11 protein-coding genes are annotated in these 13,346 nt (G+C 72.1%); 2 read left to right on the top strand and 9 right to left on the bottom strand.

What is annotated here, in order from left to right:
* Positions 1-52 precede the first annotated feature (52 nt).
* On the top strand, positions 53-778 hold the full coding sequence (locus GA0074692_RS31535; protein ID WP_245730540.1) for a hypothetical protein: 726 nt from the start codon (positions 53-55) through the stop codon (positions 776-778).
* Between the two features lie 99 nt (positions 779-877).
* Positions 878-4,201: an NACHT N-terminal Helical domain 1-containing protein gene (locus GA0074692_RS31530; protein WP_091651498.1), complete on the top strand. Its 3,324-nt coding sequence runs from the start codon at positions 878-880 to the stop codon at positions 4,199-4,201.
* Positions 4,202-4,249: 48 nt separating this feature from the next.
* On the opposite strand, the gene GA0074692_RS31525 is transcribed toward GA0074692_RS31530, so the two are convergent.
* From GA0074692_RS31525 to GA0074692_RS31485, 9 genes are all read right to left on the bottom strand, one after another.
* On the bottom strand, positions 4,250-5,002 hold the full coding sequence (locus tag GA0074692_RS31525) for a lysophospholipid acyltransferase family protein (RefSeq protein WP_091651492.1): 753 nt from the start codon (positions 5,000-5,002) through the stop codon (positions 4,250-4,252).
* Positions 5,003-5,106: 104 nt separating this feature from the next.
* On the bottom strand, positions 5,107-7,164 hold the full coding sequence (locus tag GA0074692_RS31520) for an amylo-alpha-1,6-glucosidase (protein ID WP_091651489.1): 2,058 nt from the start codon (positions 7,162-7,164) through the stop codon (positions 5,107-5,109).
* Entirely contained in the window at positions 7,164-7,535 is a 372-nt protein-coding gene (locus GA0074692_RS31515) for an SCP2 sterol-binding domain-containing protein (protein ID WP_091651486.1), read from the bottom strand. The genes GA0074692_RS31520 and GA0074692_RS31515 overlap by 1 nt, the downstream gene beginning before the upstream one ends.
* 257 nt (positions 7,536-7,792) lie before the next feature.
* Positions 7,793-8,209: a CBS domain-containing protein gene (locus tag GA0074692_RS31510; protein ID WP_091651482.1), complete on the bottom strand. Its 417-nt coding sequence runs from the start codon at positions 8,207-8,209 to the stop codon at positions 7,793-7,795.
* A gap of 180 nt (positions 8,210-8,389) precedes the next feature.
* Positions 8,390-8,830, bottom strand: coding sequence for a PPOX class F420-dependent oxidoreductase (locus GA0074692_RS31505; protein WP_091651477.1), 441 nt, complete (start codon positions 8,828-8,830; stop codon positions 8,390-8,392).
* Between the two features lie 198 nt (positions 8,831-9,028).
* Positions 9,029-10,054: an aspartate-semialdehyde dehydrogenase gene (locus tag GA0074692_RS31500; protein ID WP_091651474.1), complete on the bottom strand. Its 1,026-nt coding sequence runs from the start codon at positions 10,052-10,054 to the stop codon at positions 9,029-9,031.
* 103 nt (positions 10,055-10,157) lie between these two features.
* Positions 10,158-11,504, bottom strand: a complete 1,347-nt coding sequence (locus GA0074692_RS31495; RefSeq protein WP_091651471.1) for a M16 family metallopeptidase — start codon at positions 11,502-11,504, stop codon at positions 10,158-10,160.
* Between the two features lie 49 nt (positions 11,505-11,553).
* Complete coding sequence (locus tag GA0074692_RS31490; protein WP_091651467.1) at positions 11,554-12,846, bottom strand: M16 family metallopeptidase; 1,293 nt, start codon at positions 12,844-12,846, stop codon at positions 11,554-11,556.
* Between the two features lie 220 nt (positions 12,847-13,066).
* Positions 13,067-13,285: a hypothetical protein gene (locus tag GA0074692_RS31485; protein WP_091651465.1), complete on the bottom strand. Its 219-nt coding sequence runs from the start codon at positions 13,283-13,285 to the stop codon at positions 13,067-13,069.
* Between the last annotated feature and the right edge of the window lie 61 nt (positions 13,286-13,346).

The raw sequence follows: 13,346 nt of genomic DNA, 5'->3' as shown, positions 1-13,346 counted from the left end.
GCGGGAACGCTCGACGGCAGACCGCCCGCACGCCGTACGCCGGGAGGCCGTGGTGACATCCGACGACGGATCCCCGTTCTTCATCGCTCCGCACCGGTTCGACGCGGCCGGGACCGCCGACCGACCCGTGCTCGGCCGGCACCACGAGCCGGTCCCCGAGCCGGGCGAGCGGATGCTCGCGCGGCACCGGCTGACCCTCGCGGGCCACCTGCTCGGCCCGACCGTCGACCGTCGGCAGTGGCTGCTCGCCCCGACCGCCACGGTGACCGTCACCGACCGGCGGATCGTGTACGTCTGCGGTGACCTGGCCCTGGCCCCGGTCGATACCGGCCCCCGGCACCGGTCTCGCCCCCGGGCGGCCCGCCCGGCCAGTGGGCAGATCCGCTGGCAGTGGCCGTCCCGGCTGGACCTGCGGCCGACCGCCCCGGACGGTTCGGCCGACCTGCTGGTCGTCTGCGACTCGCTGCGGACCATCGCGCAGCCCGCGCTCGCCCTCAGTGGACCGACCCGGGAGATCGCCACGCTGACCCGGCTGGTCCGCCGCTCGGTGGCCGCGTTCCGGCTGGCCAACCCCGAGGTCGTGGAGTTGTCGGTCGCCGAGCGGGACGTGCTGCTCCGCCGGGCGGGCACCGGGGCGGCGGTACGTGGCGCGTCAGTCACCCTGCCCGCGTCGCTGCCGCTGGAGTTCCTCAGCCGCGACGACTACTACCCCGCCTCGGCCCGGCTCCGCCGCGTGCCCCGCCGGTCCCTCACCGACCGTCCCGGCTCGGCCTGCTGACGCCGTCCATCATGGACTGCGCCCTGGCCATCACCTAGGCTCCTCAACTCTGTGCCGGATGGCCTCCGGGTGGATCGGTCCACGGATGGGGAGCGTCGAATGCCGCTGATCGAAACCGCCGCGACCGGGTTGGCGAAGGCGGTGGTGACCCGCGCCGTCGGGCAGTGGCTGGGGCACCGACAGGCCAGGGACGCCCGCAGCCTCGACCTGTCGGAGCTGGTCGCCACGACGTTCCGGGACCGGATCGTGCGCCGCAAGGCCGAGACCCAGATGCAGAGCCTGGTCACGGAGGTCACCGAACGCATCGAGCAGACCTTCGAGACCGAGTACGGCAACCTGCCCGAGCACGAGGTCACGGCCACCCTCGACACGGTCAGTCGGGTGGTCACGGCGGGGGTGTCGTCCGACGAACAGCTCTTCGCCGCCGACGCCGACCCGGTCCGGCTCACCCGGGCACTCCAACCCGCCTACACCGCCGCCGCCGAACGGGCCGGGCTGAGCGAGGCGGCCACCCGGCTCGGCGAACGGGTGCTGGCCGACTGCGTACGCTGCCACGTCGAGCTGGTCCGGCACCTGCCGGAGTTCACCAACCGGGCCAGCCAGGAGATCCTCGCCCGGTTCTCCCGGCTCTCCGCCGACCTGGCCGAGGTGCTCGCCCGGCTGCCCGCTCCCCCGCGCACGGACGCGGGCGACGACGACTCCTTCGAGCAGCGGTACCTGCAGTTCGTCTCCAAGCACCATGACCAGCTCGAACTCTTCGGGGTGGACGTGCACAACTTCACCCCGGAGACGACGCTCAGCATCGCGTACCTCAGTCTCAGCGTCACCGACTCCAGCGGCGGCGCGGGTCGCCGGGCCTCCGCGGTCCGGCCACCCGTCCAGGGCGCCTTCGGCCGGCTGGTCAACGCCAGGTCCGGTAAGGGCCTGGTCGGTGACGGCCAGACCGGCCTGCGGGTGGAGGGAGCGCTCGGCCAGCACCGTCGCGTCCTGCTCCGGGGCGAGGCGGGCTCCGGCAAGAGCACTCTGCTGCGCTGGCTGGCGATCAACGCCGCCCGCCATGGGTTCACCGGCGAGCTTCAGGACTGGAACGGGCGGGTGCCCTTCCTCGTCAAGCTGCGCGCGTACGCCGACCGGCCGCTGCCCCTGGTCGGCCCGCAGCTCGGCGACGACATGGCCCAGTTCGCCACCGAGGCACCGGCCGGCTGGGTCGAGCGGATCTTCGCCGAGGGCCGGGCCCTGCTCCTCGTCGACGGGGTCGACGAACTGGTGCGCAGCCAGCGAGCCGCCGTCCGGGAGTGGCTGCGCCGGATCCTGCACCGGTATCCGGGGATAATTGTCGTGGTGACCTCCCGCCCCACGGCGGCCTCGGCCCGCTGGCTGGCCGGCAAGGACTTCGCCGCCCTGATGCTGGAACAGATGAGTCCCGCCGACATCGTGGTCTTCGTCGGCCGTTGGCACCAAGCCATCGGCGGCGCGCGCCACCTGCCGTGCCGGATCGACGAGCTGCCCCGGTACGAACGTCGGCTGTTGGCCCGGCTGGAAGCCAACCGGCACCTGCGGGGGCTGGCCACCAACCCGCTTATGTGCGCGATGCTCTGCGCGTTGAACCTCGACCGGGGCGACGACCTGCCGCACGACCGGATCAGCCTCTACCAGGCCGCCCTGGACATGCTGTTGGAACGGCGCGACACGGCCCGGAACGTGCCCGCGTACCGGCGGGTGGGGCTGGGCGCGCAGCACGCCCGGACGCTGCTCCAGGACCTGGCCTGGCGACTGGCGATCAGCAACCGGTCGGAGCTGGACACCGGGCAGGCCCAGGAGCACGTGACCCGGAAGCTGGCCACCATGCCGAAGGTCACCGCCGAACCAGCGGACGTGTTCGAGCATCTGCTGGACCGCAGCGGGGTACTCAAGGACGTCGCCGAGGACCGGCTCTCCTTCGTACACCGGACGTTCCAGGAATACCTGGCGGCGAAGGAGATCGCCGAGGAGAACTACATCGACGCGCTGCTGGAGATGGCCGGGCGGGACATCTGGCGGGAAACCGTCATCATGACCGCCGGCCTGGCCAACAGCGAGTACCGGCAGCGGCTGATCGGCGGACTCCTCGACCGAGCCGACGTCGCGCCCGGCCGGAAGCAGCGCTGGCTACGGCTGCTAGCGGCGGCCTGCGTGGAGACCGCCCCGGGGCTGAGCCCAACGATCCAGGACCGCATCGACGCCAGCCTGGTGGCGCTCCTGCCGCCCCGTAGCAAGGTGGAGGCACGTTCCCTCGCGCTGGCCGGGGATCGCGTCCTCGACTACCTCGCCGACGACCTCACCGAGCTCACCCCGTCGGTGGCGGCGGCCGTGGTTTTCACCGCCGCCTTCGTCGGCGGCCCCCGTGCGTTGGAAAAGCTCACCCGGTACGGCGCGGACGCCCGTACCCCGGTAGTCGATGCCCTGATCCAGGCCGCCGACTACTTCGAGCCCGACGAGTACGGCCGCCGTGTCCTCGTCGACTCCCCGCTACTGAATGGACGGATCACCGTTGACGAGTGGACCGCGCCGATGACCCATCACCTCCGGCACCTCCGCCACGTCCAGTTCAACGTCCAGCCCTCGCCGGAGGTCGTCCGCTCCCTTCCGCCGCTCCAAGGCCTGATCTTGGAGCGGGGGATCCGTGGACCCATCGACAGGGAGATCAGCGCCCTCCGTGCTCATCCCGCCCTGGAACAACTGGTCGTCCGCCTGCCGCTGGATCCCGCGGCGCTTCCCACCACCCTCGCCTCACTCCGAGACCTCAGCCTCGTTTTCCCGCCACCGCCCAGCGGAAGAACGGACCTGTCCTGGCTTGCCCGGTTCCCTCGGCTCACGTCGCTGGGCCTGTATGACATGTGTCGGCCGTACAGCTGGCGGCAGCTAACCAACCTGCCGGGCCTGCGTTCGATGGTCCTCAGCGCCGCTTCGGGCCGGCGCCCGCTGGACGACGTGGGATTCCTGCGGCAGCTTCCCGCGTTGGAGTTTCTCGGGCTCATCGGTTGCACGGACCCCCGCGTACTGGAGCACGTCGCCAACCTTCGGGGCCTGAAGACTCTGCTCCTGATGCAGCTCGACGTGCCAGGCCTGGATCTGGCGCTGTTACACGGCCTACCGCTCGATCACCTCGACCTCGACTCCTATCCTGGTCCACTCGATCTCGCCCCGCTGACCGGTCATCCCACCCTGGAGACGGTCGACCTGCAGAACTGCGCCGGTCTGACCGATCTGGGGCCGCTGACCACGATGCCCCGGCTGCGCACTCTGTACCTCGACGACGCGGGACCGCCCACCACCGGCCTCGACCTCGGGCCGCTCCGCGAACGCCGTCGCCTAACGGTGTTCGCCGACACTGACCAACGGCTTCACAATCGGGAGGGTGTCCGGGTCCGCTCGCGTTCCTGATTACTCAGCGGGCACGGCGCGCAGCCGGCGGGGCTTTCCTCAGCCCAGTCAGGCGGTTCGGGCGGGGCGTGGTGGCTTGCCGTCCAGGATGTCGGCCTCTTCGGGGGTGGGCGCGGTGCCGCCGAGGTGGGCCGGCTGCCACCAGGTGTCGTCCGGGCCGGATGGCTGCTCCGGGTACTCCCGCTGGGCCCGGTCGACCAGGGCGGCGAGTCGGGTCTTCAGGTCGGCGTTCATCTTGCCCGCGTACTGGTAGGCGGCCGGGTCCAGCGGCTCACCGATCAGGATGGTGATCGGCACGTGCCGGCGGGTGAGCGTACGCGGGCGGCCTTTGGTCCAGAGCCGCTGGCCGCCCCAGAGCGCGACCGGCAGTACGGGCACCCCGGCCTCCTGGGCCATCCGGACGGTGCCGGTCTTCAGGCTCTTCACGGTGAACGAGCGGCTGATCGTCGCCTCCGGGAAGACGCCGACCACCTCGCCGCGCCGCAGCGCGTCGACGGCCTCGTTGTACGAGCCGGTGCCGGCCTCCCGGTTCACCGGGATGTGTCGCATGCCGCGCATCAGCGGACCGGAGACCTTGTGCGTGAAGACCGACTCCTTGGCCATGAAGCGGACCAGCCGCTTCGACTCCTGCGCGCCGAGACCACAGAAGATGAAGTCGAGGTAGCTGACGTGGTTGCTGGCCAGAACCGCCCCGCCGGCGCGCGGCACGTGGTGCGCGCCCTCCACGGTGATACGCAGGTCGAGGACCCGGAACATCGTCTTGGCGGCGGCGATCACAGGCGGGTACACGAGTTCCGGCATGTCGTGACATTACCCTGCCGGCCGTGTCCCGAAGACCGAGCGGACGTCCGAGCGTGCCCGGCGCACGCCCCTGCGGGCCGGCGGTCACGCCCGGACGTCCCGGCTCACTCAGGGTGGTGCTCCAGCCGTAGCCGGCCCCGGGCGAAGGCGTCCACCCGGCCCCACCGACCGGGGATGTCCAGCACCTCGATCCGGCCCATGCCGACAGGCAGCCGGGGATCCACCGCGAGGTGCCCCTCGTGCGGCTCGATGCCGAGCATGGTCCGGATCAGCAGCAGCGGGGCTCCCGTCGACCAGGCCTGCGGGGAACAGGCCGTGGGGTACTCCACCGGGAACTTGGTCAGGTCGCGGTGGTAGCCGCCGAACGCCTCCGGCAGCCGCCCGTCGAAGTAGCCGGACGCCGCGATGATGCCGTCGGCGATCAGGGCCGCCTCCTCGGCGAAGCCATACCGGCGCAGACCCCAGGCGATGAACGAGTTCTCGAACGGCCAGATCGTGCCGTTGTGGTAGCCGATCGGGTTGTACCGGGCCTCTCCCTCGGCGAGGGTGCGCACCCCCCAGCCGGAGAAGAGCCGGGGTCCGACGAGGTGCTCGGCGACCTTCGCCGCGCGTTCCTCGGTCACGATCCCGCTCCACAGCAGGTGTCCGATGTTGGAGCTGAGCGTGTCCACCTGCCGCCCGTCGGGGTCCATGCCGATCGCGTAGTACTCGCCGTCCTCGACCCACCACTCGCGGTTGAACCGCTCCTTCAGCTCGGCGGCCTCACGTTCGAGCTGGTCGGCGTACGCCGGGTCGTCCCAGAACCGGCGGGCCAGTCGGGCGGCCCGTATCTTCGCGTCGTACGCGTACCCCTGCACCTCGCACGTCGCCCGAGGGAAGGGGGGCAGCCGGCCGTCCCGGTACGAGATCGAGTCCCAGGAGTCCTTCCAGCACTGGTTCTCCAGGCCGGTGTCGGTGTTGCGGCGTTCGTACCAGATGTAGCCGTTGCCCATCAGGTCGGCGTACTCGTCGATCCAGCGCAGCGCGGCCCGGCTCTCCCGCTCCAGTTCCTTGACCAGCGCGACGTCCCCGGTCCACTGCTCGTACTCGTCGAGCAGGATCAAAAACAGCGGGGTGGCGTCCACCGAGCCGTAGTAGGGCGAGTGGGGTTGTTCCTCGAACGCGGCCGTCTCGCCGTACCGCATCTCGTGCAGGATCCGACCGGGATCCTCGTCCCGGAAGTCGTCGAAGCGGCTGCCCTGCAGTGCGGCCAGCACCCGCAGCGTGGTCCGGGACATATCCGGGGTGAAGGGCAGTGTCTGGAGGCAGGTCAGGATGCTGTCCCGGCCGAACATGGTCATGAACCAGGGCAGGCCGGCGGCGGGGAGCGACCCCGGCACGGAGGTCGGCACGAACCGCAGCGCTGCCAGGTCGACCAGGCTCCGCTGGTACGTCCGGGCGAGCGTTTCCCACTCGCAGTTCACCTTCGGTGCCTGGGCGAGCCACTGCTGGAGGTCGTGCTCGAGCGCGAGCCGTTCGGTGGTGTGCGCCCGTACGCCGAGCCGCAGCTCCCGGCCGCCGGGGACCGGGATGAGCGTGTGCACCTCGATCTGGGTGTTCCACTGCTCGTTGGGTTCCAGCCGCACCGAGTACGCCAGGCCCCGCGCGTCGAACCGGGCGGCCTCGGACGACGTGACGACCGTCTCCCGGTTGAAGTTGCCGCGCCGGTAGCCCAGCCGGAGCCGGTCGGGCTGCACGTCGGTGTAGAGCTCGCCCTTCTTGTTCAGGATCTCGTCCTTGACCTGGAACAGGTCGGCGAAGTCCGAGGCCGCCTCGATCCGGATCTCCAGTTCCACCGGCTTCTCGTCGTGGTTGAGGACGGTCAGCTCCTCGCGGAAGCTGCCACCGACCGCCCGCTCCCGGATGATCGACAGCTTCGCGTCGGTGTAGTGGGTGGCCGTCCCCGGCACCAGGAAGAACCGGGCCTCGTAGTACTGGAGGTCGTCGTAGGAAAGCGCGTTGAGCCGTTCCCCGTTGACCGTCAGGACCCAGGTGGAGAGAAAACGCGTGTCGCTGTGGAAGAGCCCGGTCGGCTCGGTCGGCGTCGCCTCGATGTCGCCGGTGTCCTCACAGACCACGAAGGTGTTTCCGTCGAGGATCCGGACCATGTTGCTCTGTCCCATCAGGACACCTCCCTCACGTCGACCCGCCGCGGCCCCCGGGTGCCCGGCGCGCTGGGGAAGAGCCGCTCTATCCGCGCCATCAGCCCGTGGTCACCGGAGACGGTCAGGTCGCCGCGCAGCATCGACGCGATCCCGTCCTCCCGTCCGGTGACGAGTTGCTCGAACAGCGTCGGGTTCATCCCGATGACCGTGTCCGCCTCCCGGTCCTCCTGGTCGACCCGCACCCGCCCCCGGTCGATGTCGAGCAACCAGTGCGTCGTCCGCGCCCCTTCGTGCAGGTCGAAGCGGACCGTCCCGGACGTCGTCTCCAGCAACGGCTCGAATCCCCGTCGATTCAGTTCCTCGAAGAACCGAGTGATCGCGTCCGCCATCCGCCCTCCCCGTCGTTGCCGTCCGGTCTCCGGCGGCGGGCCTCGCTCCGCCGCCCGAGCAGGGTCCCCGCCGGGGAGCAGAGCAATCTCACCCGGATCGGGTGAAGGTCGCCCGCGAGGCGGGACACGCGGACGCGGCCGGCGCAGGGCCGGGCCCTGCGAACACGCGGGCCCAGGGCGGAGCACGCGGACGCGCCGGCCCCGTGGTGGGGACCGGCGCGTCCGCGTACGTGCTGCCGAGCGTCGTCGGCGGTCGGTCAGTTGTTCGGGTCGTCCGCGCTGATGTCGGCCAGCACCGACTGTGGCTCCCGCTCGACCGCGAGGTCGCCGATGGAGACCAGCCCGATCAGCCGGCCGTCCTCCATTACCGGCAGTCGGCGTACGGCATAGGTCCGCATCAGGTCGGTCGCGGCCACCGCGTCGTCGTGCTGGCTGACCGTGATCAGGTCGGTGCTGGTGATCTGGCGCAGCGTGGTGCGGTCCGGGTCCCGCTGCGCGGCCACCCCCCGTACCGTAATGTCCCGGTCCGTGACGATACCGACGACCTTGTCACCGTCGGTCACCACCACGTCCCCGATGGCACTGTCGCGCATCTCCTGGGCCGCCGCGGTGAGCGTGTCGTTGGCGTCCATGGTCACCAGACGGGTCGTCATGAATTCTCCGACGGTAGTCATGGTGCCTCCCTCTCTCCGGTGTCGGCCCGCCGTCTACCCGGCCCCGCCCCGGGGTAACACCCCGGAGCCGGAGGCAGGCCGGGGCCGGAGCAGGGCCGGAGCAGGAGGCAGGCCGAGACCGGGCGGGGGCCAGTCCCGGGCGGGGGTCAGTCCCGGGCGGGGGTCAGTCCCGGGCGGGGGTCAGTCCCGGGCGGGGATGCCGACCACCCGCTCGACACGCAGCCGCAGCACCATGCGGCCCTGCTCCACCATCGCGCGGCGATAGTCGTCCCAGTCCGGGTGTTCGCCCCGCACCGCGCGGTACAGCCCGACGAGTTCCTCGACCACCTCGTCGTGCGGGTCGGTGGCCACCCCGGTCAGTTCGGCCCGGACCTGCGCCGCCGTGTACGTCCAGCCGTCCCCGATGCTGACGTGGAAGCTGCCCCGGGGGTCACGGCGCAGGTTCGCCGTCTTGGCCCGGGTCCTGGTCACCGAGACGCGGATCAGGCGCTCGTCCCGGTCGAAGCTGTAGACCACGGTGGACTGCTGGGGACTGCCGTCCCGTCGGATCGTGGCCAGCACCCCCAGCGAGTGGGCGGCGATGGTGTCCAACAGCTTGCTCTCGCGCTCGGCGTCCGTCACGGATCTCCTCCAACGTCGCGGTCGGCCCGTTACCGCGTCCCATCCAACACGATCGACCTCGCGCGCCGCCGGAGGAGGGTGACCCCGGGTACGAGCGTGGCCACCCACCGTGGGGCGGCGGGTGGCCACGGGGCCGGCTCGGCGCGCGGGCGCTCGGCGTCTCAGGCGCGGGCGCTCGGTGTGCGGGCGCGTTCGGGGTCAGGCGCGTTCGGCGGCGACCAGCTCGGCGATCTGGACGGCGTTCAGCGCGGCGCCCTTGCGCAGGTTGTCGTTGGAGCAGAAGAACGCCAGTCCGTGCTCGACGGTCTCGTCGGCCCGGATCCGGCCCACGTACGTCGGGTCCTGTCCGGCGGCCCGCAACGGGGTCGGTACGTCGGCGAGCGTCACGCCCGGGGCGTCGGCGAGCAGCTCACGGGCGCGCTGCGGGGTGATCGGCCGGGCGAAGCGCGCGTGGATCTGCAACGAGTGACCGGTGAAGACGGGCACCCGTACGCAGGTGCCGGAGACCTTCAGCCCGGGGATTTCGAGGATCTTGCGACTCTCGTTGCGCAGCTTCTGCTCCTCGTCAGTCTCGCCGGACCCGTCGTCGACGATCGAGCCGGCCAGCGGGAGCACGTTGAAGGCGATCGGCTCGGCGAAGGACCGGGGCGCGGGGAACTCGACGGCGCGGCCGTCGTGGGTCAGCGCGGTCGCCTCACCGACCACCTTGCGGACCTGCTCGTCCAGCTCGGCCACGCCGGCCAGCCCGGCACCGGAGACCGCCTGGTAGGTGGCGACGACCAGGCTGAGCAGTTCGGCCTCGGCGTGCAGCGGACGCAGCACCGGCATCGCGGCCATCGTGGTGCAGTTCGGGTTGGCGATGATGCCCTTCGGGCGGACGGTGGCGGCGTGCGGGTTGACCTCCGCCACCACCAGCGGCACGTCCGGGTCCATCCGGTACGCCGACGAGTTGTCGATCACCACGGCCCCGGCCTCGGCGACCCGGGGGGCGAACTCCTTCGACGTGCCCTTGCCGGCCGAGAAGAGCACGATGTCCAGGCCCCGGAAGTCGGCGGTGGCCGCGTCCTCGACGGTGATCTCGCCGTCGCCCCACGGCAGGGAGCGCCCCGCCGACCGGGCCGAGGAGAACAGTCGCAGCTCGTCCACCGGGAAGCGCCGGTCCGCCAACACCTGCCGCATGACCCCACCGACCTGGCCGGTGGCGCCCACAATGCCGATCCTCATGTGGGCGAGGCTACCCAGGCCGGGGGCCGGACCGGGAACGCTTTCCCACGGCCCGGACCCCGGACGACGCACGTCACACCGCCAGCAGCAGCCTCGGCGGCGGTCAGAGCGTGGCGTCGACCACCTCGCCGAGGCCGGTGGCCACCAACTCGTCGCGGATGACCGCCGCGTCGCCCTCCACCACCAGGGTCAGCGCCTCGGGGCGCAGGTGCGCGGCGGCTGCCGCGGAGACCTGCTCGACGTCGGCGGAGAGCAGCGACTCCCGCAGCCGGGCGTGGTAGTCGTCGGGCAGCCCGTGCACCACCAGGGTGGTCAGGGCGGAGGCAATCGCCCGGGGGGACTGCAACTCGACCGAGAGCTGCCCGGCCCGCCAGGAGCGGGCCACCGCCAACTCCTCCTCGGTCACCCCGGTGAGCTGGGTACGCGCGATCTCCCCCACCGCCTCGACAAGCGCGGGGGCGGTCACCGCGGTCTGCACCCCGGAGGCGACCGCGAAGCGGCCGAACCGGCGGGAGGTGGCGAAGTCGCCCCGGATGCCGTACGTGTAGCCGTGCACCTCGCGGATCAGGTGGTTGAGCCGGGAGGTGAAGGCCCCGCCGAGGACCGTCCCGGCGAGGGTCGTCGGCACGTGGTCCGGGTGCGCCCGGTGCGGGGAGGGGTGGCCGAGCCGCAGCGTCGACTGCACCGACCCGGGACGGTCGACCAGCAGGATCCGCCGTCCCTCCCGCAGGGTCAGCGGGACCGGTCCCTCCTGCGGGGCCGGGCCGCCACCGGCACCGGCGAAGGCCGCCGCGCCGAGCGCGTCCAGGTCGATCCGTTCGAGGTCACCGGCGACGACCAGGGTGCCCGGCCGGAGGAACCACTCGGAGTGGAAGACCCGCACGTCGTCGACGTCGAGCCCGGCCACCGAGTCCGGGTCGCCGTACATCGGACGGCCGTGCCGGACGTCCGCGCCGTACAGGTCGGCGCGGAGCACCGCGTCGGCGCGCGGGCCCGGGTTCGCCCAGTCCATCCGCAGCGCGGTCGCCTCGTCGTCGCGGACCCGCAGGATGTCGGCCGGGTCTAGGCGCGGGGTGCGGACCGCCTCGGCGAGCAGTTCCACGGCGGCGCTCAGCCGGTCCACCGGCACCTGCACGCTGACCTGGAACGAGTCCCAGTCCAGCCCAATCACCAGCTCGGTGCCGAGGGCTTCGATGGCCAGCGCGTACGCGGTGGCGTCCCGCTGCGCGGTACCCTCCTCGACGGCCTTGGCGAGCACCCCGCCGAGCCCCTCCCGGCCGAGCGGTTCCCGGGCGGCCCCGGCGTCGAGCAGCAGCAACGCCACCGCCAGGTTCTGCCCGGGCAGGTGTGCGGCGACGACCTGCCCACCGGCCACCGTCCGGCGGGTCACCGTCGGGAACCGGTACGGGCGGGCGACCCCCGGACCCGGGCGTACGGCGATCAGGCTCATCGGGGCGTCCTTCCGTTCACGACTGCGGGCCCGGGGGTGGCGGCGGAGCTCACGCGCCCTCCTTGGGCAGGTAGGTCAGGACCGCCCGGTCACGGGCGGCGAGCACCTCGGCGGCGGCCTCGGCGATCTGGTCCGCGGTGACCGCGAGCCAGCCCGGCAGCCGCTCGGCGGCCCGGGCGGGGTCACCGAACTGCGTGGCGTACCGGCTCAGCGTGTCGGCCCGGCCGTCGACGGTGGACATCTGCCGCCACCAGGCCGTGGTGAGCAGCGCCTTGGCCCGGTCCAGCTCAGTGGCGGTGACCGGCACGGTGGCCAGCTCGTCGACCACCTCGGCCAGTCCGGCCTCGAGGCGGTCGGCGGTCACGCCGGGGCGGGCGGTGGCGGTGGCGATCAGCGGGGCGGGCGCGTGCGCCAGGTCCACCCCGTACGCGCCCACCAGGTCGGGCTGGGCGATCCGCTCCCCGTCGGCGAGGCGCTGGTAGAGGCGGCTGCCCCGACCGCTGCCGAGCACGGTGGCCAGGACGGTCACCACGTCGTACCCGGGGCTGCCGAAGGGGTGCGTGCGGTGCGCGAGGTACACGCGCGGCGCGGGAACGTCAGCGGTGACCACCTCCCGGACCGGCTCCCCGGCGCCGGCGACCGTGCGGCCGTCCGGCGCGGGCGGGATGTCGGCACGCGACGGGATCGCCCCGAAGTACCGCTCGGCCAGCGCGAAGACCTCGGCGACGCGGGCGTCGCCGACCACGGTCAGCACCGCGTTGTTCGGCGCGTAGTGGGTGCGGTGGAAGTCCTGGAAGGTAGCCAGGTCGGCGGCGTTCAGGTCGGCCATCGAGCCGATCGTGGCGTGGTGGTACGGGTGCCCGGGCGGGTAGAGCATCGGCAGCAGCCGCAGCCAGGCGTCGCCGTACGGAACGTTCTCGTAGCGCTGTCGCCGCTCGTTCTTGACCACGTCACGCTGGTTGTCCAGCGTCTCCTGGGTCAGCGCCGGCACCAGGCCGCCCATCCGGTCGGCCTCCAGCCAGAACGCCAGTTCCAGGTGCTCGGCCGGGACGGTCTCGAAGTAGTTGGTCCGGTCCGGGTTGGTGGTGGCGTTCAGCGAACCACCGGCACCCTGGATCAGCTTCATGTGTTCGGTCTTGGCGACGTTCACCGACCCCTCAAACATCAGGTGCTCGAAGAGGTGGGCGAATCCCGTCTGACCCGCCGGCTCGTGCCGGGAGCCGACGTCGTACCAGAGGTTCACCGCGACCGCCGGGGCGGTGCGGTCCTCGCTCACCACCACGCGCAGGCCGTTGTCCAGTCGGGTCGTCTCGATCGGCCAGGGGTAACCGCTGTCGGGCATGGCACGACGCTATCCGATCACCCCTGCCGATCAGGTGCCTACCGGCCCGGCACGCGGCGATCCCCGGCGGCGGGCGTCCCACTGCGCCACCGCGAGACACCGCGCCACCGCGAGACACTGCGCCACCGCGAGCTGACATCGCCCGCGTGCGGCATCGTCGCCGGCTACGTGCGGCATCGTCGGCGCCTGCGTGCGCATCTCCCCGAGCCGGCGCGGCCGGTCAGTCCGGCGGTTCGTTCGCGGTCACCGTCTCGTCCGAGGTACGCCGCTCCAGCGTGGTGTCCGGGGCGGCGTTGCGGCCCGCCTCCCGGAGGTCCGACTCGGCGAGGATGGCGGCGGCCTGCGCCTGGGGGTCATCGCTGCCCGCCGCCCGTTCCTCGGGCAGCAGGTGTCCGGCGCGGGACGCCACCCGGTCCTGGTCGATCGTCTGGTCGCTCATGGCGGCCCTGGTACCCCGATGGCCGCTCCACCAAGCCGCCCCGCCGGGTCCGCGTCCCACC

It is taken from the genome of Micromonospora pallida, from assembly GCF_900090325.1.
Taxonomy (GTDB): domain Bacteria; phylum Actinomycetota; class Actinomycetes; order Mycobacteriales; family Micromonosporaceae; genus Micromonospora; species Micromonospora pallida.
This window is presented reverse-complemented; position numbering and strand designations above follow the sequence as displayed.

Excerpts from the sequence above, each read along its gene's own strand:
- GA0074692_RS31530 (WP_091651498.1), top strand. The coding sequence starts at position 878 with ATGCCGCTGATCGAAACCGCCGCGACCGGGTTGGCGAAGGCGGTGGTG.
- GA0074692_RS31525 (WP_091651492.1), bottom strand. The coding sequence starts at position 5,002 with ATGCCGGAACTCGTGTACCCGCCTGTGATCGCCGCCGCCAAGACGATG.
- GA0074692_RS31520 (WP_091651489.1), bottom strand. The coding sequence starts at position 7,164 with ATGGGACAGAGCAACATGGTCCGGATCCTCGACGGAAACACCTTCGTG.
- GA0074692_RS31515 (WP_091651486.1), bottom strand. The coding sequence starts at position 7,535 with ATGGCGGACGCGATCACTCGGTTCTTCGAGGAACTGAATCGACGGGGA.
- GA0074692_RS31510 (WP_091651482.1), bottom strand. The coding sequence starts at position 8,209 with ATGACTACCGTCGGAGAATTCATGACGACCCGTCTGGTGACCATGGAC.
- GA0074692_RS31500 (WP_091651474.1), bottom strand. The coding sequence starts at position 10,054 with ATGAGGATCGGCATTGTGGGCGCCACCGGCCAGGTCGGTGGGGTCATG.
- GA0074692_RS31495 (WP_091651471.1), bottom strand. The coding sequence starts at position 11,504 with ATGAGCCTGATCGCCGTACGCCCGGGTCCGGGGGTCGCCCGCCCGTAC.
- GA0074692_RS31490 (WP_091651467.1), bottom strand. The coding sequence starts at position 12,846 with ATGCCCGACAGCGGTTACCCCTGGCCGATCGAGACGACCCGACTGGAC.
- GA0074692_RS31485 (WP_091651465.1), bottom strand. The coding sequence starts at position 13,285 with ATGAGCGACCAGACGATCGACCAGGACCGGGTGGCGTCCCGCGCCGGA.